Source organism: Streptomyces sp. SUK 48 (genome assembly GCF_009650765.1).
GTDB lineage: Bacteria > Actinomycetota > Actinomycetes > Streptomycetales > Streptomycetaceae > Streptomyces.
Genome location: NZ_CP045740.1, coordinates 5,569,171 through 5,590,213, shown reverse-complemented (window position 1 = coordinate 5,590,213; position 21,043 = coordinate 5,569,171). Strand labels below are relative to the sequence as shown.

The following is a 21,043-nucleotide window of genomic DNA, read 5'->3' as shown; positions in this document are numbered from 1 at the left end:
GTTATGACTCCTCTCGGGAGGTCGAAAGGACAAGCACAGCGCGCCTTTTGCCGTGCACGGTGGCGAGGAGGCCGGTGCCTTCCATCTGGGCCAGCGCGTGGCGTACAGCTGTCCGGGACATTCCGAAGCGCTCGCAGAGGTTCGCCTCTGACGGGTATCTGTCGCCGACTTCGAGCGAGTCCTCCGTGATGACGGCGATCAGACGCTCGACGAGAGGCGGGATGGGGGCTCGGGACACGCGCCAGCCGGCGCCCGGGACGGACGTGATCAGCTTCTCACTCCAGAGCCTTGAGGGCCCGACGGCTCGTGTTGCGGGAGACGTCGTGGGCCTGCATCAGGGCGGCCTCTGACGGAAGAGCGACGTCCTTGAACTGCCCCTCCTCGATCTCCTTCCGCAGTGCATCAGCGATGAGCAGATAGGTTCCGCGCGGGCTGACGTCCGGTACGGCATCTCCTTTCTATAAGGGCGCGCATGCTGCAGTTAACCTAAGTGGCTGACTCGGAGTTGCCGGGTCCGTTTTGTGTGCAAGTGGACACCTCCGAAGGACTGAGAGTTCCGACCCTAACCAAAACCCGCCCTACCCTGCCTCTCGCTACGAAGTTTAGGATTCGACGAGGAGTGGATTCTGTAGCGCCTTTTCAGCGCTCCGCATGAACAGATGATGCTCATCTTGAAAGGCGGAAAGCTCGACCCTAAGTTGAGTAAGATGCCGCTCTGGCAATTCCCTTGACGCCGCTATTGAATCCAATATGTCACGTGCCGCCAATAGGTTTAGCCAGGCATCCCCTGAGTGCTTTGCGACCGAGCTGGGTCCTGCCAGGTCAACCCTGCTGACTGCTTGGAACATGGCGTGCTGCACGTCCTGCAGCTCGCTAGATACTCGGGAGATGAGTTCCCAGTCGAATCCTCCTGAATCCGCCTTCGGGACATCCTGCAGGGATGTGTAGTTTATCGGGTTGAATTGCCTTAGAAGAAGTTCCAATTGCTCAGTAGTGGAAATATATGAGAGGTAGGATTCACGTCGCTCCTCTCGCAGTCTGGTCGCATGTGACAGCGCGGCCCCATCCGTTATCTGCTTCCGAGATGTCTGATACCCCAACCATGCAGACCCAAGCGTCCCTGAGACACCAACTACCGCTCCAAGGAGCGCCGCGATTCCGCCATCCATAAGGCCATGCTGCCATGAGTCCTAACCTTTCCGTGGCGCAATCTACAATGGTCACCTGGTGTCCGTATTATCCAGCTAAGGACGCGCATCAGCCGGAAGTTCGTAGAGCTGTCCTGCACGACAGCGGTGGTGCCCAGGAGCACCCCGAGGCGCCAGCCGAACCGGTGGGAGTAGGAGGCTGCTCGCTGAATGGCCGTGCGGCGTGGCGCACGATCAAGCCTGAGACGTCCGCTTCGGGCCGTCGGCGATACAGCAGCGAAGGCTGCGCTGGTCGACAGTCCGCCTTCTGACGCCCGTCCCTCCTAGACCCCGTGCCGCCCAGCACTGTTCGTTGCCCCGGCAGCGGTCCCCGAAGTTAACCCTGGCGAAGCCTGGCGAACGGGTGCGTCTGGTCGTGCGGACCCCTGGCGCGCCGGTAGGTTGCCAGAGGCCGATGCGTCTCTCCTGGAACGCCTGCCGGATCGGCAGGTCCCAACAAGGTTGGGAACGCAGAGAGATGGGAGATCGGCGAGATGGAGCGATCGACGGGACGAAGTAGGCGCCGGCGGCGACGCCAAGAGGCGGACTGGGTGCAGTTGGCGGCGCTATTCCTCACGGCGGTCACGGCCATTGCGGGATGCGTTGATCACTTCATGTGACGCGTAAGAGGGTGAACCGGACGGCTGGTCAGGGCGAGTGGGCCCGACCGCTGCATACTCGGCCGGACCCACCCTGTCCCCGCGCACTGGCCCGGCTACGGGGTGCATCCCGAGGCCGGGCCTTCTGCGTACGCGGGAAGTCATCGCGTCGGGCGACTGCTTCGCCCGACGTCACCAGACGAGATAACCGCAAGTAGACGGCGTACTCAAGCATGGTCAAGATACGCTCGGCAGTTTGCCCCAATTTGGGTAGCGAATCTGCCTTGCGAACAGGGTGGCGCGCCAAGTGGCGAAACAGGAATGCGCTGGTCGCGGGCTGGCCAGGGTAGCGAATCCTGGCGTATGCACATGATCGGCAGAGGCCGGGGGGTCGGTGGCGTCGTCCCTCGACTCTGAACCGCCCGTTGCCCTGGTCTGTTCAGGCTCCCGAGGGCGCGGCGCCCGTCTCAGTTTCCCTCTCGTTCGTCGCCGTACGAGACCGTCCACAGCCGTTCTCCGCTCCCCTGCGGGTGCATCCCGTGTACGGCTCCGAACGCCGACGACCGATCGGTACCACGCTCTCACCAGCCCGGACAAACCTGCAAAGTGGGTTGCACGGGCTTGGCGGCCGCCACAGCGCGTGGCAGGAACCAGCCTCACCGGGAGGGCACAACGAGGGCACAACGGCGTCACGCGGGTTCAACGGAATCCAACGCGAGCAAACACCATTTACGCTGGTCAGCAGCCTGACTTGACAGCCTCCGCAGATCATGCACGAAGAGGCGGCACCCCCGCACAGGGTGCCGCCTCTTTTCGGGGCCGGGGCCGGGCCGGCGTCGGTCGGGTGAGGGTCGGGGCCGACGGCGGGCCCGGGGGTCGGGGCCCGGCAGGGGTCAGCGGTGGTCGCTGCCCGTGGACTGGGTCGCCGCGCGGCCCGCTTCGAGGCGGGCGACCGGGATGCGGAACGGGGAGCAGGAGACGTAGTCCAGGCCGACCTCGTGGAAGAAGTGGACCGACTCCGGGTCGCCGCCGTGCTCGCCGCAGACGCCGAGCTTGAGGTCGGGGCGGGTGCGGCGGCCGGCCTCCGCGGCCAGCTTCACCAGGGAGCCCACGCCGTCCTTGTCGATCGTCTCGAAGGGGGAGACACCGAAGATGCCCTTCTCCAGGTAGGCCGTGAAGAAGGATGCCTCCACGTCGTCCCGGCTGAAGCCCCAGACCGTCTGCGTGAGGTCGTTGGTGCCGAAGGAGAAGAACTCCGCCGCCTCCGCGATCTGACCGGCGGTCAGCGCGGCCCGCGGCAGCTCGATCATCGTGCCGATCGCCAGCTTCAGCTCGGTGCCCGTCGCCGCCTGGACCTCCGCGATGACCCTGTCGGCCTCCTCGCGGACGATCTCCAGCTCCTGGACCGTGCCCACGAGCGGGATCATGACCTCGGCGCGCGGGTCGCCCTTCGCGCCCTTGCGCTCCGCGGCTGCCTCGGCGATCGCGCGGACCTGCATGGCGAACAGACCGGGGATGACCAGACCGAGGCGCACGCCGCGCAGGCCGAGCATCGGGTTCTGCTCGTGCAGCCGGTGCACGGCCTGGAGCAGGCGCAGGTCGTTCTCGTGCGGCTCCTGGCGGGACTCGGCGAGGGCCACCCGCACGGAGAGCTCCGTGATGTCGGGCAGGAACTCGTGCAGCGGCGGGTCGAGGAGGCGGATGGTGACGGGCAGGCCGTCCATCGCCTCGAACAGCTCGACGAAGTCCTTCTTCTGGAGCGGGAGCAGCTCGGTGAGGGCCGCCTCGCGCTCCTCGCCGGTGTCCGCGAGGATCAGCTTCTCGACCATCTCGCGGCGCTCACCGAGGAACATGTGCTCGGTGCGGCACAGGCCGATGCCCTGGGCGCCGAAGCGGCGGGCGCGCAGCGCGTCCTCGGCGTTGTCGGCGTTGGCCCGCACCCGCAGCCGGCGCTTGCGGTCGGCGAAGGCCATCATCCGGTGCACGGCCTCGACCAGTTCGTCCGCGTCGTCCGCGCCCGGGTGCATCCGGCCCTCGAAGTACTCCACGACCGGGGAGGGGACCACCGGGACCTCGCCCAGGTAGACCTTGCCGGTGGAGCCGTCGATGGAGATGACGTCGCCTTCCTCGACCACATGGCCGCCGGGGACCGTCATACGGCGCCGCTTGGTGTCGACCTCCAGCTCCTCCGCGCCGCAGACACAGGTCTTGCCCATGCCGCGCGCGACCACGGCCGCGTGCGAGGTCTTGCCGCCGCGCGAGGTCAGGATGCCCTCGGCCGCGATCATGCCGTCGAGGTCGTCGGGGTTGGTCTCCCGGCGGACCAGGATGACCTTCTCGCCCGAGCGCGACCACTTGACGGCCGTGTACGAGTCGAAGACCGCCTTGCCGACCGCCGCGCCCGGCGACGCCGCGATGCCGCGCCCGACCTGCTCGACCTTCGCCTGCTCGTCGAAGCGGGGGAACATCAGCTGGGCCAGCTGGGCGCCGGTGACGCGCTGGAGCGCCTCGGTCTCGTCGATCAGGCCCTGGTCCACCAGCTGGGTGGCGATGCGGAACGCGGCGCCCGCGGTGCGCTTGCCGACCCGGGTCTGGAGCATCCACAACTGACCGCGCTCGATCGTGAACTCGATGTCGCAGAGGTCCTTGTAGTGGTTCTCCAGCGTCTCCATGATCTGCATCAGCTGGTCGTACGACTTCTTGTCGATCTGCTCCAGCTCCGCCAGCGGGACGGTGTTGCGGATGCCCGCCACCACGTCCTCGCCCTGGGCGTTCTGGAGGTAGTCGCCGTAGACGCCCTGGTGGCCGGAGGCGGGGTCGCGGGTGAAGGCGACGCCGGTGCCGGAGTCGGGGCCGAGGTTGCCGAAGACCATGGAGCAGACGTTGACGGCGGTGCCCAGGTCGTGCGGGATGCGCTCCTGGCGGCGGTAGAGCTTGGCGCGGTCGCCGTTCCAGGACTCGAAGACGGCCTTGATGGCGAGGTCCATCTGCTCCCGCGGGTCCTGCGGGAAGTCCCGGCCGGCCTCCTTCTTGACGATCTTCTTGAAGGCGGTGACCAGCTTCTTGAGGTCGGCGGCCTCCAGGTCGGTGTCGACCTTGATCTTCTTGGCGTCCTTGGCCTTGTCCAGGGCCTCCTCGAAGAGGTCGCCGTCGACGCCGAGGACGGTCTTGCCGAACATCTGGATGAGGCGGCGGTAGGAGTCCCACGCGAAGCGCTCGTCGCCGGCCTGCTTGGCCAGGCCCTGCACCGACTTGTCCGACAGGCCGATGTTGAGGACCGTGTCCATCATGCCGGGCATGGAGAACTTGGCGCCCGAACGCACCGACACCAGCAGCGGATCGTCCGCCTGGCCGAGCTTCTTGCCCATGCGGGCCTCGAGGGCGTCGAGGTGCGCACTCACCTCGTCACGCAGTGCCGCCGGCTCCTCGCCGTTCTCCAGGTAGCCCTTGCAGGCTTCCGTGGTGATGGTGAAACCGGGAGGAACCGGAAGACCCAGGTTGGTCATCTCGGCGAGGTTCGCGCCCTTGCCACCGAGGAGGTCTTTGAGGTCCTTGTTTCCCTCGGTGAAGTCGTAAACGAACTTCGCTACGTGGGGTGCTTTGTTTTCCGACACGGGACTCGACTCCTTGAGGCCACGGTGGCTGCCCTGACGGCCAGGAACATACCCAGATCGAAGGCACATGGGTACGTCCACTTGCGGGTCATGTGCATGTAACCACCCGTCCGCCAGCGGATCGAAAGTCAAAGCTTGGCAAGTCGACACGCGTTCATACGTTCACTTCTTGAAGACAAACCCACCGAATGAGGGGGTTTAATGCTCACATGAGCGTCACACGCCACGCCTGAGTTCGATCGATGAACGATCAAAGGGTGGCACCCAGTGCCACCCTTTGGAGAAGTGCAGCCACCTTCCAACCGCTCATATGAGCGCGACCCTTATCAAGGGTGGCGAGAATCACGCTGTCACAGAGCCCCGGATTTCACCATCCGGACCCCGCTCCGGCGCCCTCTCACACCCCCAGCGCCCGCAATCTCTCCTCCACCCGCTCCGGCGCATACAGGTGTTCCACCACGAGCGCCCCCGCTCCGATGAGCGCGGCTCGTTCCCCCAGCCGGGAGGTGACCACGTCCAGGTGCGCCGTGGAGCGCGGCAGCGCCCGCTGGTAGAGCAGTTCCCGTACGCCGGTGAGGAAGGGTGTTCCGGCCAGATCTCCGGCGATCATCAGCACGCCCGGGTTGAGCAGCGTGACGACGGTCGCCAGGACGTCCCCGACCCGGCGCCCCGCCTCCCGGGCCAGCGCCGCCGCCTCCGGGTGCCCCGCCGCCAGCAGATCCCGTACGTCCGAGCCGGAGGCGGCCGGCACCCCGGTGGCCGCGAGGCGCCGGGCCACCGCGCCACCGCTGGCGACGGCGGCGAGACAGCCGTACGAACCGCACCGGCACAGCGCGTCCGCGCCCACCCTTATGTGCCCGATGTCGCCCGCGCCGCCGTCGATCCCCCGGTATATGGAGCCGTCGACCACGACGCCCGCGCCTATGCCGGTGGACACCTTGACCAGCACGAAGGCCGCGCAGTCCGGGTGTCCGGCGCGCTGCTCGCCGTACGCCATGAGGTTGGCGTCGTTGTCCACCAGGACCGGGACCGGGGGTGCCCCGGTGTGTTCGGTGAAGGCGCGGGAGAGGCGGCCCGTCAGGTCGTACCCGTCCCAGCCGGGCATCATCGGGGGCTGCACCACCCGGCCGGTCGCGCTGTCCACCGGGCCCGGGACCGCGAGCCCGATGCCGCACACCTCGGCCGGCCGCTGCCCGGTTTTCTCCAGCAACTCGCCGAACCAGCGGCCGAGTTCGGCGAGGACCAGGTCCGGGCCCTCCTCGATCACCAGGGTGCCGGAGTGCTCGGCCAGGATCTCGCCGGTCAGGGAGAGCACGGCGGCGCGCGCGTGCCGGGTGTCGAGGTCGGCGACGAGGACGACCGCGTGGTCGCCGTCGAACTCCAGGGTGATGGAGGGGCGTCCGCCGAGCGGCGAGTCGACCGGCCCGCCGGCGCCCTCGCGCAGCCAGCCGGCCCGGAACAGCCGGTCCAGGCGCTGGCCGACGGTCGCCCGGGAGAGCCCGGTCGCCTGCTGGAGCGCGCCCCGGGTCACCGCCCGTCCGCTGCGCACCAGTTCGAGCAGATCTCCGGCGCCTGCCTGACTGCCGTTCCTGGAGTTCATCCCGTTCCTCCCCGGACGTCCGGTCATGCGCACCCCCTTGTGTTTCCCTAGCGTGCATTACATAGTGGGTTTTGCGTGTTAAATAGACGTAACTCTACGGCGGCCGATGCCGAACCCGGTCGGCCGTGCGTCCGGACGTCGTCGTCTTCGGGGAGCCCCGAGTGGACCGCACCGCCCAACTCACCGCCCACGCACTGTCGTACGCGCCCCCGGACGCCCTGCCGGTGCGGGCCGCGCGGGTGCTCGACGCCAACTGGACGGGCGCCTCGACGGTCCCCTCCCGGGGCCTGTATCCGCACCAGTGGTCCTGGGACTCGGCGTTCATCGCGATCGGGCTGCGGCACCTGTCGCCGCTGCGCGCGCAGACCGAGCTGGAGACGCTGCTGTCCGCCCAGTGGGCGGACGGACGCGTGCCGCACATCGTCTTCAACCCCTCCGTCCCCCTCGACGCCTACTTCCCCGGCCCGGACTTCTGGCGCTCCAGCACCGCGGGACGCGCGGCGGGCGCCCCGCGCACCGTACAGACGTCCGGCATCGTGCAGCCACCGGTGCACGCGCTGGCGGCCTGGCTGGTGCACCGCGCCGACCCCGGGCTCTCGCACGCCCGGGGCTTCCTGGCCCGGGTCTACCCGAGGCTGGCGGCCTGGCACCGCTATCTGCTGCGGCGCCGGGACCTGGGCGGCGGCGGTCTGGTGTCCGTCGTACACCCCTGGGAGCAGGGGATGGACAACAGCCCCTGCTGGGACGCGCCGCTCGCGCGGATCGAGCCGGCGCCGGCCCGCTCCTTCCGCCGGGCCGACCTGGACCACGGCGCGCCGGAGGACCGGCCGACGGATCTGGACTACGGGCGGTACGTACGGCTGGCCGTGGCCTACCGGGACCACCGGTACGAGGACGGACACGGGGAGTTCGCGGTGGAGGACCCGTCCTTCAACGCCCTGCTCATCGCCTCCGAGCACGCCCTCGCGCAGATCGCGGCCGAGTTGGGCGCGAGCCCCGGCGCCCGGCACGCGCGGGCCGAGCGGCTGACGTCGGCACTGGTGGAGCGGCTGTGGAGCGCGGAGTCCGGGATGTTCCTGTGCCGGGATGTGAGCGGCGGCGAACTGATTCCCGAACGCGGTGTGTCCGGCCTGATTCCGCTTCTTCTGCCCACGCTCCCCGGCGAGTTGGTCACCGCGCTGGTGCGCACCCTGACCGGGCCGCACTTCGGGTTCGGCGGCGCGACCCGGCTGGTGCCCAGTTACGACCTGCTCGGCGAGGCGTTCGATCCGCACCGGTACTGGCGGGGCCCCGCCTGGTTCAACACGAGCTGGCTGGTGGAGCGGGGGCTGCGGCTGCACGGCGAGCGGGGGCCGGCCGACGCGCTCGGGGCGGCGCTGCTGGAGCTGGCCGAGGCGTCCGGCTTCGCCGAGTACGTCGATCCGTACACGGGCGAGGCGTGCGGCGCGACCGGCTTCGGCTGGACGGCGGCGCTCGCGCTCGATCTGCACCACAGACTGCTCGACCGGCCCGGGTGACGGGCCACCCCCGCGCACGAAGGGCGTCTCGGGCGGCTAAAGGGCGTCTCAAGCGACCTGCATGAAGAGCTCAAGCGCCCGTCGCGAGGCGTGTCCAAGGCGGGCACCGGCACGTTCGACAGAGCGACGAGGGAAGGGACCGGGGATGACCGACCGGCAGCATCTGCTCGTGCACGGCGCCACGTTCGCCGCCGTGGGCGATCGGGGCGACATCAGCGGGGTCCGGGGCGGCGGCTCCCCGGACGGGTTGTTCGTGCGCGACGCCCGGCATCTCAGCCGCTGGCAGCTCACCGTGGACGGGGCGGTGCCCGAGGTGCTCACCCCGGTCGCGGACGGCGGCACCGCGCGCTGCGTCCTCGTACCGCGCGGGGCGCGTCCGGAGCCGCCCGCGCACACGCTCTTCCGTGAACAGGCGGTCGGGGACAACTCGTTCGTGGAGACGGTCCGGGTGACGAGCAATCGTCCGGTGCCGACGACCATCCGGCTGGCGATCACCGCGGACGCGGACTTCGCCGACCAGTTCGAGCTGCGTCCCGATCACCGGACGTACGTCAAGGCGGGTGCGCTGCGTTCGCGGATGGTGCTGGACGACGGGATCGAGTTCACGTACCGGCGCGCGGAATGGCGTTCGTGTACGACGATCACGGCGGATCCGGCGCCGCAGGCGGTGGAGGAGACGGGGACGGGCGCCCGCCGGCTGGTGTGGACGCTGGAACTGCCGCCGCACGGGACGCGGGAGCTGGTCCTGCGGGTGATGGCGCGGCCGCACGGCGACCGGCGCGCGCTGCGGGTGCCCCGGGACCCGTCCGCCATGGCGGACCAACTCAACGCCCTGGAAGCCGAGTTCGTGGAGGGCGTGGCGTTCCCGACCGGATGGCCGGAGCTGGCGGCGGCCTGTGCGCGGGGGCTCACCGACCTGGCGGCGCTCCAGGTCGCGGCGACGGGTCCGGACGGCGAGGAACTGCGGGTGCCGACCGGCGGGGCGCCCTGGTATCTGACGCTGCTCGCCCGGGACGCGCTGCTCACCTCCCTGTTCGCGCTCCCCTACCGGCCCCGGCCGGCCGCCGCGACGCTCTTCGCGCTGGCCGCGACCCAGGCGGGCGGTGCCGGGGGCGCGCGGGGCGCCGAGCCGGGGAAGATCGTGCACGAGGTACGGCACGGGGAGCTGGCGCACTTCGGGCAGGTGCCGTACGCGCGGTACTACGGCTCGGTGGACGCGACCCCGCTGTTCCTCGTGCTGCTCGGCGCGTACACCGAGCAGACCGGTGATCTGGCGCCGGCCCGCCGGCTGGAGGCGCACGCGCGGGCCGCGGTCGGCTGGATGCTGGACCACGGCGGGCTGACCTCGCGCGGCTATCTCGTCTACCGCGCAGACGAGGGCGGTCTCGCCAACCAGAACTGGAAGGACTCGCCCGGCGCGATCTGCCGCGCCGACGGTACGCGGCCCAGCGGGGCGGTGATGGCGGCGGGCGCGCAGGGCTATGCGTACGACGCGCTGCGGCGGACGGCGTGGGTGGCGCGGACGGTGTGGGCCGACGGGACGTACGCGGCGCTGCTGGAGCAGGCGGCGGCCGATCTGCGCGACCGCTTCCAGCGGGACTTCTGGATGCGGGAGGCGTCCTTCCCGGCGCTGGCCCTGGACGCGGAGGGCCGCAGGATCGACGCGCTGGCCTCCGACGCGGGGCATCTGCTGTGGACCGGTCTGCTGGACAAGGAGTACGGCGAGGTGGTGGGGCGGCGGCTGCTGGAGCCCGACTTCTTCTCCGGCTGGGGCGTGCGCACGCTGGCCGCCGACCAGCCCGCCTACCACCCGCTCTCCCCGCACCGCGGCTCCGTCTGGCCCCACGACAACGCCCTGATCGCCCTGGGCCTGGCCCGTTACGGCCTGCACGACGAGGCCCGGACGGTGGCGCACGCGCTGGTGGAGGCGGCGTCCCTCTCCCCTGCCCACCGTCTCCCCGAGGTGCTGGCCGGCTACCCCCGCGCCACCCACCCCGAACCGGTCCCCTACCCCCACGCCTGCACCCGCGAATCCCGCTCCGCGGCGGCCCCGCTGGCCCTGCTGACAGCGGTGGGAGGGGCGTAGGGACACCAGGAGGGTGCCGGGACCCCGGGGGTGCCGGGCCCCGGGGGGGTGCCGGGACCGGCTCTGCGGCCCGGAGTCCGGCGATGGGCCCATGGCCCGGCCCGGCTCTCCGGCCGCGCACGGCTCAGCCGCCCGATGTGTCCAGTTCCGCGTCCTCGGTCACGCCCGCGCAGTCGTACGGGTCCTTCAGCCAGCCGTCCGGGAGGACGACCCGGTTGTTGCCGGAGGTGCGGCCGCGGGGGCCGTCGGCGCCGGTGGGCCAGGGCTGGGAGAGGTCGAGTTCGTCGAGGCCGGAGCGGAGTTCCGCGAGGGAGGAGGTGATGGCGAGGCGCTTGCGCATCTCGGAGCCGACCGCGAAGCCCTTCAGGTACCAGGCGACGTGCTTGCGGAAGTCGATCACGCCCTTGGACTCGTCGCCGAGCCATTCGCCGAGCAGCCGGGCGTGCCGGACCATCACGTCGGCGACCTGGCGCAGCTCGGGCCTCTGGAAGTCGGAGCGGCCCTCGAAGGCGGCCACGAGGTCGGCGAAGAGCCAGGGGCGGCCCAGGCAGCCGCGGCCCACGACCACCCCGTCGCACCCGGTCACCCGGACCATCCGCAGCGCGTCCTCGGCCGACCAGATGTCCCCGTTGCCGAGCACCGGGATCTCCGGCACATGCTCCTTCAGCCGCGCGATCGCGTCCCAGTCGGCGGTGCCGCCGTAGTGCTGCGCCGCCGTACGGCCGTGCAGCGCGATCGCCGTCACACCCTCCTCGACGGCGATCCGCCCGGCGTCGAGGTAGGTGATGTGGTCGTCGTCGATGCCCTTGCGCATCTTCATCGTCACCGGCAGGTCCCCCGCCCCGGACACCGCCTCGCGCAGGATCGCCCGCAGCAGGTTCCGCTTGTACGGCAGCGCCGAGCCGCCGCCCTTGCGGGTCACCTTGGGGACCGGGCAGCCGAAGTTCAGGTCGATGTGATCGGCCAGGCCCTCCTCCGCGATCATGCGGACGGCCTTGCCGACGGTCGCGGGGTCGACGCCGTACAGCTGGATCGACCGCGGCGTCTCGCTCGCGTCGAACCTGATCAGCTGCATGGTCTTGTCGTTGCGCTCGACCAGCGCCCGAGTCGTGATCATCTCGCTGACGTACAGCCCCTTGCCCCCGCTGAACTCGCGGCACAGCGTGCGGAAGGGCGCGTTCGTGATCCCGGCCATGGGTGCGAGCACGACGGGCGGAGTCACGGTGTGCGGGCCGATGGAGAGCGGGTTGGTCATCAGACGGCTCCGGGACGGACGTACGGATGTACAACGGAAGGGGGCAAGGAACCATTGTCCCTCACCGGTCGGCGTGCCCCGAGCCCGTGTACTAGTCATTAGTTAGACGCACTATCGAAGTCGGCGTACGATGACGCGCATGCCAGAGCTGAGTCCCCGCAGGCGCATGCTCGTGCTCGCGATCTGCTGCATGAGCCTGCTGATCGTGAGCCTCGACAACACCGTGCTGAATGTGGCGCTGCCCTCGATGCAGCGCGATCTGCACGCCACCACCTCCGGTCTTCAGTGGACCATCGACGCATACACCCTGGTCCTGGCCTCGCTGCTGATGCTGGCCGGCTCCACCGCCGACCGGATCGGCCGCAAGCGCGTCTTCATGGCCGGCCTCGTGGTGTTCACCATCGGCTCGGTGCTGTGCTCGCTCGCCCCCAGCCTGTCCCTGCTCGTGGTCTTCCGCATGGTCCAGGCCATCGGCGGCTCGATGCTCAACCCGGTCGCCATGTCGATCATCACCAACACCTTCACCGACGCCCGTGAGCGCGCCCGCGCCATCGGCGTCTGGGGCGCGGTGGTCGGCATATCCATGGCGCTCGGCCCGCTGGTCGGCGGCCTGCTGGTGCAGTCCGTGAGCTGGCGCGCGATCTTCTGGATCAACCTCCCGATCGGCCTCGCGGCGCTGCTGCTGACCCTGCGTTTCGTCCCGGAGTCCCGCGCCCCCAAGGGCCGCCGCCCCGACCCGGTGGGCCAGGTGCTGGTGATCGCCCTGTTCGGCGCGCTGACCTACGGCATCATCCAGGCGCCCGGCTCCGGCCTCGCCTCGGTCGCGCCGTACTTCGTGATCGCCGCAGCCGCGCTGGGCGCCCTGCTCTGGTACGAGCCCTGGCGTGACGAACCCCTCATCGACCTGCGCTTCTTCCGCTCCGCGCCGTTCAGCGGGGCGACCGTGATCGCGATCAGCGCCTTCGCCGCGCTCGGCGGCTTCCTGTTCATGTCGACGCTGTACCTGCAGAACGTCCGCGGCCTCGACGCCCTGCACGCGGGCCTGTGGATGCTCCCCATGGCCGCGCCGACCTTCCTGTGCGCGCCCCTGTCCGGCCGCCTGGTCGGCACCCGCGGCCCCCGGCTGCCGCTGCTGGTCGCCGGTACGGCCATGACGCTCAGCGGCCTCATGTTCGCGCTGTTCGAGGCCGAGACCTCGAACACCACCCTGTTCCTCGGCTACGTCCTGTTCGGCATCGGCTTCGGCTTCGTCAACGCGCCGATCACCAACACGGCCGTCTCCGGCATGCCCCGCGCCCAGGCCGGGGTGGCCGCCGCCGTCGCCTCCACCAGCCGGCAGCTGGGCCAGACCCTCGGCGTCGCGGTGATCGGCGCGGTCCTCGCCGCGGGCATCGGCTCGTCGTCGTACCGCAGTACCTTCGTCGACGCCGCGCGGCCCGGCTGGTGGATTCTCACGGCCTGCGGTCTCGCGGTGCTCGCGCTGGGCCTGCTCACCAGCGGCCACTGGGCCCGCCGTACGGCCGAGCGCGCGGCGGAGCGGCTGGAGAGCACGGAGATCCGGCAGGCGGTGGGCGTGCCCGGCCGCGTCTGACACCGCGGGGACCGCGACCGCGAGGGCCGAGGAAGAGCCGGTCCGGGTACGGCACCCGGGCCGGCTCCCTCTCGTTCGGTGGTCCGTGCTCCGCGTCAGCGGCGGGCGGCCCTGGCCAGCGACTTCACGAAGCTCGGCGCGTCCAGCGTGCCGACGCCGGTGGCCATGTCGTAGCCGTCGACGGCCTGGTAGCCGGTGACCCCGCCGTAGGTGTTGTCCGTGCCGTCGTTGACGTCCACGATGCCGGTGCCCTTGTGCCCGGCGAGGCGGTAGAGCGCGGCGTTGACGTTGCCCAGGCGGTGCCCGGCGACCTGGTCGGCGAGCGCGACGATGCCCGAGAAGAGCGGGCTGGACTCGCTGGTGCCGCCGTAGACGTTCCAGCCGACGGCCGTCGGGTCGTAGCTGGAGTACACCCAGGCACCGCCGTTGACGGCGGCGGACATCGAGATGTCCGGGGTGCCGCGGTGGTTGCCGACGATCTTCTTCACGCCGTTCTGGAAGGCCGGCCGGGAGAACACGTGGGAGACACCGCCGCCGCCCGCGCCGTAGTCGTTGTAGACGCTGTCGGGCTTGATCCGGTTGCCCTGGTCGTCCAGGTGCAGCTGGGTGCCGCCGACGGAGGTGACCAGCGGGTCGGCGGAGGGCCAGGAGTTGACCTGCTTGGTGTAGTCGCCCGAGCCGTCCAGCGTGCCGTTGGTGGGGCCGTCGTCACCGGAGGAGGCGAGGACCGTCACCTGCTTGCGGGCCGCGTCCTTGAACGCGTACCGCAGGTTGCGGATGCTGGAGGAGTCGCCCTGGTCGACGCCCGGGAAGGTGTTCTCGGTCGCGTCGAAGCTCTGCGTGATGACGTCGCCGACCCCGTGGTCGATCAGGGCCTTCTCGGCGCTCATCATCTCCGGCAGACCGGTGACGCCCTCGGTCTCCGCGACCCCCGTCTCGACCAGCACGATCCGGGCGCCGGGCGCGGCGGCGTGGGCCATCTCGACGTCCAGGGTGGTCTCGCCCGCCCAGCCCGTCATGTCGCTGTTCTTCGGGTCGAAGGGGGGCACCTTGCCCCACTTGACGACCGAGACCTTGGTGCTCGCCATGCCGAACTGCTTGCTGTACACGTCGAGGTCGTGCTGGATCGTCGGGGAGCCGAACGAGTCCACGATGACGATCGTGCGCCCCTTGCCCGTGACGCCCTTGCGGTAGAGCGAGTTCAGGTTGTACGCGGTGCGGTACTGGAGCGGGGTGTAGCAGTTGATGTGCCACTTGGCCTGGCACTGGGCGATGGAGATCGGGCTGTCCACGTCGTGGGCGAGGGTGTGCCCGGCGATGGCCGGAGCCGCGAAGGTGTGCGGCACGGCCGCGGGAGCCGCGGTGGCGACGCTCGCGGGGGCGGCGGTCGCCAGCGCGGCGGCGACGAGAGCGGCAGCCCCGGTGGTGGCGGCCGCGATGCCTCGCCCGGTACGGGATATGTGCATGAAATCCCCTGAGAGGTCTGGTGTCGACCGAAGTGGTCTCGCGCATCCCATCGAGCAAGTCATGCACAGGACAACCCTGTTGAACTGTAGATTTCGAATCTTTTACCGAAGCCGCACCCGTACGCGGCGGACTGATCAGCTCCCCCGCGCCAGCCGGTGGAGCCGCTCCAGCCGCTCGCGCGTCTCCTCGTTCTTGGGCGTGTACGTCACCATCCGGCCGCCCAGTTCGGGGGCCAGCCACAGATCGGTGTGCTCCAACGTCAGGTGTCCCACCTGGGGGTTGACGAACTCCTTGGTCTTGGAGCGGTGCCCGACCACCTCGTAGCGCTCCCAGTTCTCCCGGAACTCCGGTGATTCCTCCAGGCGTTTGAGCAGCATCTTCCAGGCGGGCTCGCCCAGATGACCGGCGAGGGCGGCCCGCAGCCGGGCGGCCATCAGCCGCTGGGTCTCCTCCAAATTTACGATCGCGGCCCGCCAGTGGGGGTCGGTGTAGGCGAGCAGGACGCAGTTGCGGTCCTCGGGCGGGATCTCGTCCAGGTCGGCGCCCATGAGGAGGGCGTAGGGGCGGTTGTAGGCGAGGATGTCGTACCGGCTGTTCTGCACGGCGGCGGGGATCGGCCCGAGCCGGTCCAGCATCTCGCGCAGCGCGGGCGTCACGCTCGGGCAACGGGCCCCCGGCGTCGGGTCGTTGGCGCCGGCCAGCTGGAACAGATGGGCACGCTCGCTGGCGTCGAGCCGCAGGGTGCGCGCGAGGGCGTCCAGGACCTGTACGGAGACCTGGATGGCACGCGCCTGTTCCAGCCACGTGTACCAGGTGACGCCGACCGCGGACAGGTGCGCCACCTCCTCGCGGCGCAGCCCCGGCGTCCGGCGGCGGGGGCCGCGCGGCAGGCCGACCTGCTCGGGGCTGATGCGCTCGCGCCGGCTGCGCAGGAAGGCGGCCAGTTCGTGGCGCCGGATCTCCGCGCCGCCCGCGGCGCTCCCGAGACCGGGTGCGGTGGTCGTCATGGTGGCCATGCCCTCCAGGGTGCCGTGCCGGTCAGCCTGTTTCCAGGTACTCCTGGTACCAGGATGAGAACACTCTGGTACCCGTCTGGGCCGCGGCGCAGGCTCGGTGTCATGAGTGAGACCGTCACCGTCACCGCCGCCCGCCGGGCGGCCGCCGCAGCGCCCGTGCTCGGCGGCCCCGGGCTGTTCACCGTTCTGCTGGCCGCGGCGCTGCCGCTGGTCGACTTCTTCATCGTCAATGTCGCCCTGCCGACCATGGGCACCGATCTGCACGCGGGCGAGGCCGTGCTGGAGCTGGTCGTGGCGGGGTACGGCGTCGCCTACGCCGTGCTGCTCGTGCTCGGCGGCCGGCTCGGGGACCTGTTCGGGCGCCGCCGGCTGTTCCTCGGCGGCATGGCGGCCTTCGGGCTGACCTCGCTGGCCTGCGGCCTGGCGCCGGACGCGTGGAGCCTGGTGGCCGCGCGGGTGGCGCAGGGTGCCGCGGCGGCGGCGATGCTGCCGCAGGTGCTCGCCACCATCCAGTCCGCCACCCAGGGCGCGCGCCGCGCCAAGGCGATGAGCTTGTACGGCGCCACGGCCGGACTGTCCATGGTGGCCGGGCAGGTGCTCGGCGGGGTGCTGGTCGCCGCCGACATCGCCGGCAGCGGCTGGCGGTCGGTGTTCCTGGTCAATGTGCCGGTGGTCGCGCTGGGCCTGGTGCTGGCCGTACGACTCGTACCGGAGACCCGTTCGCGGCACCCGGAGCCCGTCGACGGCCCCGGCACCGTGCTGCTCGCGGTGTCCCTGCTGACGCTGCTCGCGCCGCTCACCGAGGGCCGGGCGGCGGGCTGGCCGCTGTGGACCTGGCTGTCGCTGGCCGCGTTCCCGTTCGCGGCGGCCGGGTTCTGGCTGGTGGAGCGGCGGGCGGACCGGGCGGGGCGCACTCCCCTGGTGCCGCCGAGCCTGCTGCGGCCGGCCTCGCTGCGCCGCGGGCTGGTGCTGATCGTGCCGTTCTCGGTCGGCTTCAGCGGGTTCATGTTCGTGATCGCGCTGGCGCTCCAGGAGGGGGCGCGGCTGGGCCCGGTGCCGGCGGGGCTGGCGCTCGCGCCGATGGCCGTGGTGTTCCTGTTCGTGTCGCTCGCGGGCCCGCGGCTGATGGGGCGGTTCGGCACCCGGGTGATACCGGTCGGGTCCGCCGTGCAGGGCGTCGGTGTGCTGCTGATCGCGGCGACCGTGTGGCGCGACTGGCCGCAGGTGAGTGTCGCCGCGCTGCTGCCGGGAGTGGCGGTGGCCGGCGCCGGTCAGGCGCTCCAACTCCCCAATGTGATGCGGCTGGTGCTGTCCGAGGTGCCCGCGGCGCGCGCCGGTGTGGGCGGCGGGGTGCTGGTCACCACGCAGCAGTCGGGGCTGGCGCTCGGGGTGGCGACGCTGGGGACGCTGTTCCTCACGCTGGTGCCGCACGTGGGGATGCGTGAGGCGCTGGTCGTCACGCTGCTCACGCAGCTGGCGGGGATCGTGCTGACGGGGGTGCTGGGGCTGCGGCTGCCGAGGCGGGTGGGCTGAGGGGATCGAGAAAACTGTCGCAATGCGCCGCTGACCTGCGCTTTCATAGATCACCAGGGGCGGTTACGCAGCGCTTCGAGTGGCCGACGGAGCGAAGTCGGGTCAGCCTGGGTTACGTCCGATCGAGCGAACGATCGAGCGACAGGAGATAACCATGACCTCCGTACTCCGCCACCACCGCTACGGGCGTGCTCTGGGCGCCGGCGTACTGTCCGTGGCGCTGCTCTCCGGCGGTACGGCCGGAGCCGCCGCGGCGACCAGCGCCCCCAGCCCGAAGGTGACCACGACCAAGAAGCCGATGCCCACGCGCACGGCGACGATGAAGCCGAAACCGATGCCGACCCGCTCGGCGACCAAGAAGGCGATGCCGAAGACCGCCGCGGTGACCACCGCCGCGGGCTCCATCACCGTCGCGGCCTCCCACAAGACCGTGAAGCACGGCGAGTCCGTGGCCTTCGCCGGTCGCGTCAAGGGCGTGAAGGCCGGCACCACGCTGGTCCTCCAGCACCGGATGAACGGCAAGTGGACCACGCTGCGGTCCACCACCGCCGTCAACCGGAACGGCACCTTCACCATCCGCCGCGCCTTCACCGCCAAGGGCAACGAGACGGTGCGTGTGGTGACGAAGGACGGCAAGGTCATGTCCTCGCCGGTCAGCGTGAAGGTCAGCTGACGCCGGTCACCGGCGTCAGCGCAGACCCCGCACCAACAGGTCCACGACGGCCGTGAACTCCTCGCCGACACCGGGCAGCGTCCACTCCCGCGCATAGCAGGGATCGTGGAAGCGGCCGGTGGCCTGGAAGACGGCTCGGGCCGCGGCGGCCGGGTCGGGCACCGAGAAGGTGCCCGACCCGGCCCCTTGCGTGAGGATCACGGTCAGCTGCGCGGTCAGCTCGGCTATGTGCTCGCCGACGACCGCGCCGTTCTCGTCCGTCAGCACGGTGTACGTGGCGAACAGCTCCGGGTCGTCGCCCGCCTTGTGCCGCTTGGCCTCGAACAGCGCGGCGAGCCAGTCCCGCAGCCGGGCCTCGGGGTCCCGCTCGCTCGCGGCGGCGATCACGGCGAGCTTCTCGGAGGTCCGGTCCAGCCAGCGCTTGGTGACCGCCTCGCGCAGCGCGGCCTTGGTACGGAAGTGCCGGTAGACACTGCCGTGGCTGACGCCGAGCGCGCGGGCCACGTCCACGACGGTGGCCTTGGCCGGGCCGTGCCGGCGCAGCACGTCCTCGGTCGCCGCCAGAATGCGCTCGGCGGTCAGGGTCTCGCTGGTCGATGCCATGCCTAGACCGTACCCGGCGCCCGGATCAGCGCTCGCTGTCGAGGTGTGCCATCTGCGCGCTCGGGTAGCGGTCGCCGGCCGCCGCGTCCGCGGGTACGGCCTCCTCGATCGCCGCCAGGTCGGCCGCGTCCAGCGTCACGTCGAGGGCGCCGAGCGACTCGGTCAGCCGCTCCCGGGTGCGGGCGCCGACCAGCGGCACGATGTCCTCGCCGCGGGAGAGCACCCAGGCGATGGCGGTCTGCGCCACGGTGGCGCCCTTGCGGTCGGCGATCTCGCGCAGCGCGTCCACCAGGTTCAGGTTGTGCCGGAGGTTCTCGCCCTGGAAACGCGGCGAGTGGGCGCGGAAGTCGCCGGCCGCGAGCTGCCGGTCCCGGGTGAAGTGGCCGGAGATCAGGCCCCGGGAGAGCACGCCGTAGGCGGTGATGCCGATGCCCAGCTCACGGGTGGTCGGCAGGATGTCCCGCTCGATGCCCCGGGAGATGAGCGAGTACTCGATCTGGAGGTCGGAGACCGGCGCGGTGGCGGCGGCCCGGCGGATCGTCTCGGCGCCGACCTCGCTGAGGCCGACATGGCGGACGTATCCCTTCTCGATCAGTTCGGCGATGGCGCCGACGGTCTCCTCGATCGGGACGTCCGGGTCGAGGCGGGCGATCCGGTAGACGTCGATGTGGTCGACGCCGAGGCGCTGGAGGGAGTAGGCGGCGAAGTTCTTCACGGCGGCGGGCCGGCCGTCGTAGCCGGACCAGTTGCCCTCCGGGTCGCGCAGGGCGCCGAACTTCACGCTGACCAGGGCCTGTTCGCGCAGTGCGGCGGGCGCGGTGCGCAGGGCCTCGCCGACCAGCGTCTCGTTGTGCCCCATGGCGTAGAAGTCGCCGGTGTCCAGCAGGGTCACGCCCGCCTCCAGGGCGGCGTGGACGGTCGCGAGGGACTCGGCGCGGTCGGCGTCGCCGTACAGCGCGGACATGCCCATGCAGCCGAGGCCGAGGGCGGAGACCCGCGGGCCGGTGGTGCCGAGGTTTCGGGTGTGCGGTGTCGTCGTCATGGATTCAGCATGACATGACAGCTGACAGATTTCAATATCTGTCATTCCATACCTGTCACCACTCCCGCCGTCCGGCGCGGGCCGACTTGGTCCAGACCTCTTGACGAAAGGTCTGGACCACAGCATGGTCATGAACAGGACACGTCCATCCGGTACCTCACTGCACCCCACCAGGAGGCCCTGATGCTCCGCCGCCCGCTGTCCCTGCTCGCCGCCGCCCTCGCGACCGCCTGTCTCACCCAGCTCCCCGCCGCGCACCCCGCCTCGGCCGCCGACACCTGCGCGGTGAAGTCCCGCCCGGCGGGCAAGGTGCTCCAGGGCTACTGGGAGAACTGGGACGGCGCCGCCAACGGGGTGCACCCGCCCTTCGGCTGGACCCCGGTCACCGACTCCCGTATCCCCGCGCACGGTTACAACGTCCTGGACGCGGCCTTCCCGGTGATCCGCTCCGACGGCACGGCGCTGTGGGAGGACGGCATGGACACCGGGGTGAAGGTGCCCACGCCCGCGGAGATGTGCGCGGCGAAGGCGTCCGGCGAGACGGTCCTGCTCTCCATCGGGGGCGCGGCGGCCGGCATCGACCTCAACTCCACCGCGGTCGCGGACAAGTTCGTCTCGACCGTCGTACCGATCCTGAAGAAGTACAACTTCGACGGCATCGACATCGACATCGAGACCGGTCTGACGGGCAGCGGGAACATCGGTCAACTGTCCACGTCCCAGGCCAACCTGGTCCGGATCATCGACGGCGTCCTCGCGCAGATGCCGGCCGGCTTCGGGCTGACGATGGCCCCGGAGACGGCGTACGTCACCGGCGGCAGCGTCACCTACGGCTCGATCTGGGGCGCGTACCTGCCGATCATCAAGAAGTACGCGGACAACGGCCGGCTGTGGTGGCTGAACATGCAGTACTACAACGGCAGCATGTACGGCTGCTCCGGCGACTCCTACGAGGCCGGCACGGTGGCGGGCTTCACCGCCCAGACCGACTGCCTGAACAAGGGCCTGGTGGTACAGGGCACGACCGTGAAGGTGCCCTACGACAAGCAGGTCCCGGGGCTGCCCGCCCAGCCCGGCGCGGGCGGCGGCTACATGTCCCCGTCCCTGGTCTCCCAGGCGTGGCGGCACTACGGCACCTCGCTCAAGGGCCTGATGGACTGGTCGCTCAACTGGGACGGCTCGAAGAACTGGACCTTCGGCGACAACGTCAAGGCGCTGCAAGGGCGTTGAGGCACCACAGACACGAAAGCGCCCGCCCAC

General features: G+C 70.5%; 15 protein-coding genes. 6 read left to right on the top strand and 9 right to left on the bottom strand.

All coding sequences use genetic code 11. From position 1 onward, the window contains the following. Position 1: 1 nt before the first annotated feature. From GHR20_RS38395 to GHR20_RS24560, 4 genes are all read right to left on the bottom strand, one after another. Positions 2 to 238 carry a GntR family transcriptional regulator gene (locus GHR20_RS38395; protein WP_343336020.1) on the bottom strand — a complete coding sequence of 79 codons (237 nt, stop codon included), beginning with the start codon at positions 236 to 238 and terminating at the stop codon, positions 2 to 4. 37 nt (positions 239 to 275) lie between these two features. Then, entirely contained in the window at positions 276 to 386 is a 111-nt protein-coding gene (locus GHR20_RS38390; protein WP_343336043.1) for a hypothetical protein, read from the bottom strand. A 2,293-nt stretch (positions 387 to 2,679) separates the two neighbouring features. After that, on the bottom strand, positions 2,680 to 5,400 hold the full coding sequence (gene ppdK, locus GHR20_RS24565) for a pyruvate, phosphate dikinase (RefSeq protein WP_111582103.1): 2,721 nt from the start codon (positions 5,398 to 5,400) through the stop codon (positions 2,680 to 2,682). Between the two features lie 397 nt (positions 5,401 to 5,797). Continuing rightward, positions 5,798 to 7,027, bottom strand: a complete 1,230-nt coding sequence (locus GHR20_RS24560; protein ID WP_187279024.1) for an ROK family protein — start codon at positions 7,025 to 7,027, stop codon at positions 5,798 to 5,800. Positions 7,028 to 7,161: 134 nt separating this feature from the next. Here GHR20_RS24560 and GHR20_RS24555 point away from each other — a divergent pair, with 134 nt between their 5' ends. Then, on the top strand, positions 7,162 to 8,517 hold the full coding sequence (locus GHR20_RS24555; protein WP_111582101.1) for a hypothetical protein: 1,356 nt from the start codon (positions 7,162 to 7,164) through the stop codon (positions 8,515 to 8,517). A gap of 145 nt (positions 8,518 to 8,662) precedes the next feature. After that, positions 8,663 to 10,603, top strand: coding sequence for a glycogen debranching N-terminal domain-containing protein (locus GHR20_RS24550; RefSeq protein ID WP_153814393.1), 1,941 nt, complete (start codon positions 8,663 to 8,665; stop codon positions 10,601 to 10,603). Between the two features lie 124 nt (positions 10,604 to 10,727). On the opposite strand, the gene dusB is transcribed toward GHR20_RS24550, so the two are convergent. Next, positions 10,728 to 11,858 (bottom strand): tRNA dihydrouridine synthase DusB, encoded by a 1,131-nt coding sequence (gene dusB, locus GHR20_RS24545; protein ID WP_153814392.1) that lies wholly within the window; start codon positions 11,856 to 11,858, stop codon positions 10,728 to 10,730. Between the two features lie 139 nt (positions 11,859 to 11,997). On the opposite strand from dusB, the gene GHR20_RS24540 reads away from it, so the two are divergent. Then, entirely contained in the window at positions 11,998 to 13,449 is a 1,452-nt protein-coding gene (locus GHR20_RS24540) for an MFS transporter (protein WP_153814391.1), read from the top strand. Positions 13,450 to 13,544: 95 nt separating this feature from the next. Here GHR20_RS24540 and GHR20_RS24535 read toward each other — a convergent pair whose 3' ends face one another. Both GHR20_RS24535 and GHR20_RS24530 read right to left on the bottom strand, forming a co-directional pair. Next, a complete protein-coding gene (locus GHR20_RS24535; RefSeq protein WP_153814390.1) occupies positions 13,545 to 14,915 on the bottom strand; it encodes a S53 family peptidase in 1,371 nt (456 codons plus the stop codon). 135 nt (positions 14,916 to 15,050) lie between these two features. Then, a complete protein-coding gene (locus GHR20_RS24530; protein WP_153814389.1) occupies positions 15,051 to 15,932 on the bottom strand; it encodes a helix-turn-helix transcriptional regulator in 882 nt (293 codons plus the stop codon). Positions 15,933 to 16,034: 102 nt separating this feature from the next. On the opposite strand from GHR20_RS24530, the gene GHR20_RS24525 reads away from it, so the two are divergent. Together GHR20_RS24525 and GHR20_RS24520 are read left to right on the top strand one after the other, a co-directional pair. Then, entirely contained in the window at positions 16,035 to 17,465 is a 1,431-nt protein-coding gene (locus GHR20_RS24525) for an MFS transporter (protein WP_153814388.1), read from the top strand. Positions 17,466 to 17,619: 154 nt separating this feature from the next. Beyond that, positions 17,620 to 18,138: a hypothetical protein gene (locus GHR20_RS24520; protein ID WP_111582095.1), complete on the top strand. Its 519-nt coding sequence runs from the start codon at positions 17,620 to 17,622 to the stop codon at positions 18,136 to 18,138. Positions 18,139 to 18,153: 15 nt separating this feature from the next. Here the strand turns inward: GHR20_RS24520 and GHR20_RS24515 are convergent, their stop codons facing one another. Together GHR20_RS24515 and GHR20_RS24510 are read right to left on the bottom strand one after the other, a co-directional pair. Further along, positions 18,154 to 18,741 (bottom strand): TetR family transcriptional regulator, encoded by a 588-nt coding sequence (locus GHR20_RS24515; protein ID WP_111582094.1) that lies wholly within the window; start codon positions 18,739 to 18,741, stop codon positions 18,154 to 18,156. Between the two features lie 25 nt (positions 18,742 to 18,766). Further along, positions 18,767 to 19,783, bottom strand: coding sequence for an aldo/keto reductase (locus GHR20_RS24510; protein ID WP_153814387.1), 1,017 nt, complete (start codon positions 19,781 to 19,783; stop codon positions 18,767 to 18,769). A 183-nt stretch (positions 19,784 to 19,966) separates the two neighbouring features. On the opposite strand from GHR20_RS24510, the gene GHR20_RS24505 reads away from it, so the two are divergent. After that, positions 19,967 to 21,013: a chitinase gene (locus GHR20_RS24505; RefSeq protein ID WP_148023840.1), complete on the top strand. Its 1,047-nt coding sequence runs from the start codon at positions 19,967 to 19,969 to the stop codon at positions 21,011 to 21,013. Positions 21,014 to 21,043: the final 30 nt, after the last annotated feature.

Excerpts from the sequence above, each read along its gene's own strand:
- GHR20_RS24560 (WP_187279024.1), bottom strand. The coding sequence starts at position 7,027 with ATGACCGGACGTCCGGGGAGGAACGGGATGAACTCCAGGAACGGCAGT.
- GHR20_RS24550 (WP_153814393.1), top strand. The coding sequence starts at position 8,663 with ATGACCGACCGGCAGCATCTGCTCGTGCACGGCGCCACGTTCGCCGCC.
- dusB (WP_153814392.1), bottom strand. The coding sequence starts at position 11,858 with ATGACCAACCCGCTCTCCATCGGCCCGCACACCGTGACTCCGCCCGTC.
- GHR20_RS24540 (WP_153814391.1), top strand. The coding sequence starts at position 11,998 with ATGCCAGAGCTGAGTCCCCGCAGGCGCATGCTCGTGCTCGCGATCTGC.
- GHR20_RS24535 (WP_153814390.1), bottom strand. The coding sequence starts at position 14,915 with ATGCACATATCCCGTACCGGGCGAGGCATCGCGGCCGCCACCACCGGG.
- GHR20_RS24530 (WP_153814389.1), bottom strand. The coding sequence starts at position 15,932 with ATGGCCACCATGACGACCACCGCACCCGGTCTCGGGAGCGCCGCGGGC.
- GHR20_RS24525 (WP_153814388.1), top strand. The coding sequence starts at position 16,035 with ATGAGTGAGACCGTCACCGTCACCGCCGCCCGCCGGGCGGCCGCCGCA.
- GHR20_RS24520 (WP_111582095.1), top strand. The coding sequence starts at position 17,620 with ATGACCTCCGTACTCCGCCACCACCGCTACGGGCGTGCTCTGGGCGCC.
- GHR20_RS24515 (WP_111582094.1), bottom strand. The coding sequence starts at position 18,741 with ATGGCATCGACCAGCGAGACCCTGACCGCCGAGCGCATTCTGGCGGCG.
- GHR20_RS24510 (WP_153814387.1), bottom strand. The coding sequence starts at position 19,783 with ATGACGACGACACCGCACACCCGAAACCTCGGCACCACCGGCCCGCGG.
- GHR20_RS24505 (WP_148023840.1), top strand. The coding sequence starts at position 19,967 with ATGCTCCGCCGCCCGCTGTCCCTGCTCGCCGCCGCCCTCGCGACCGCC.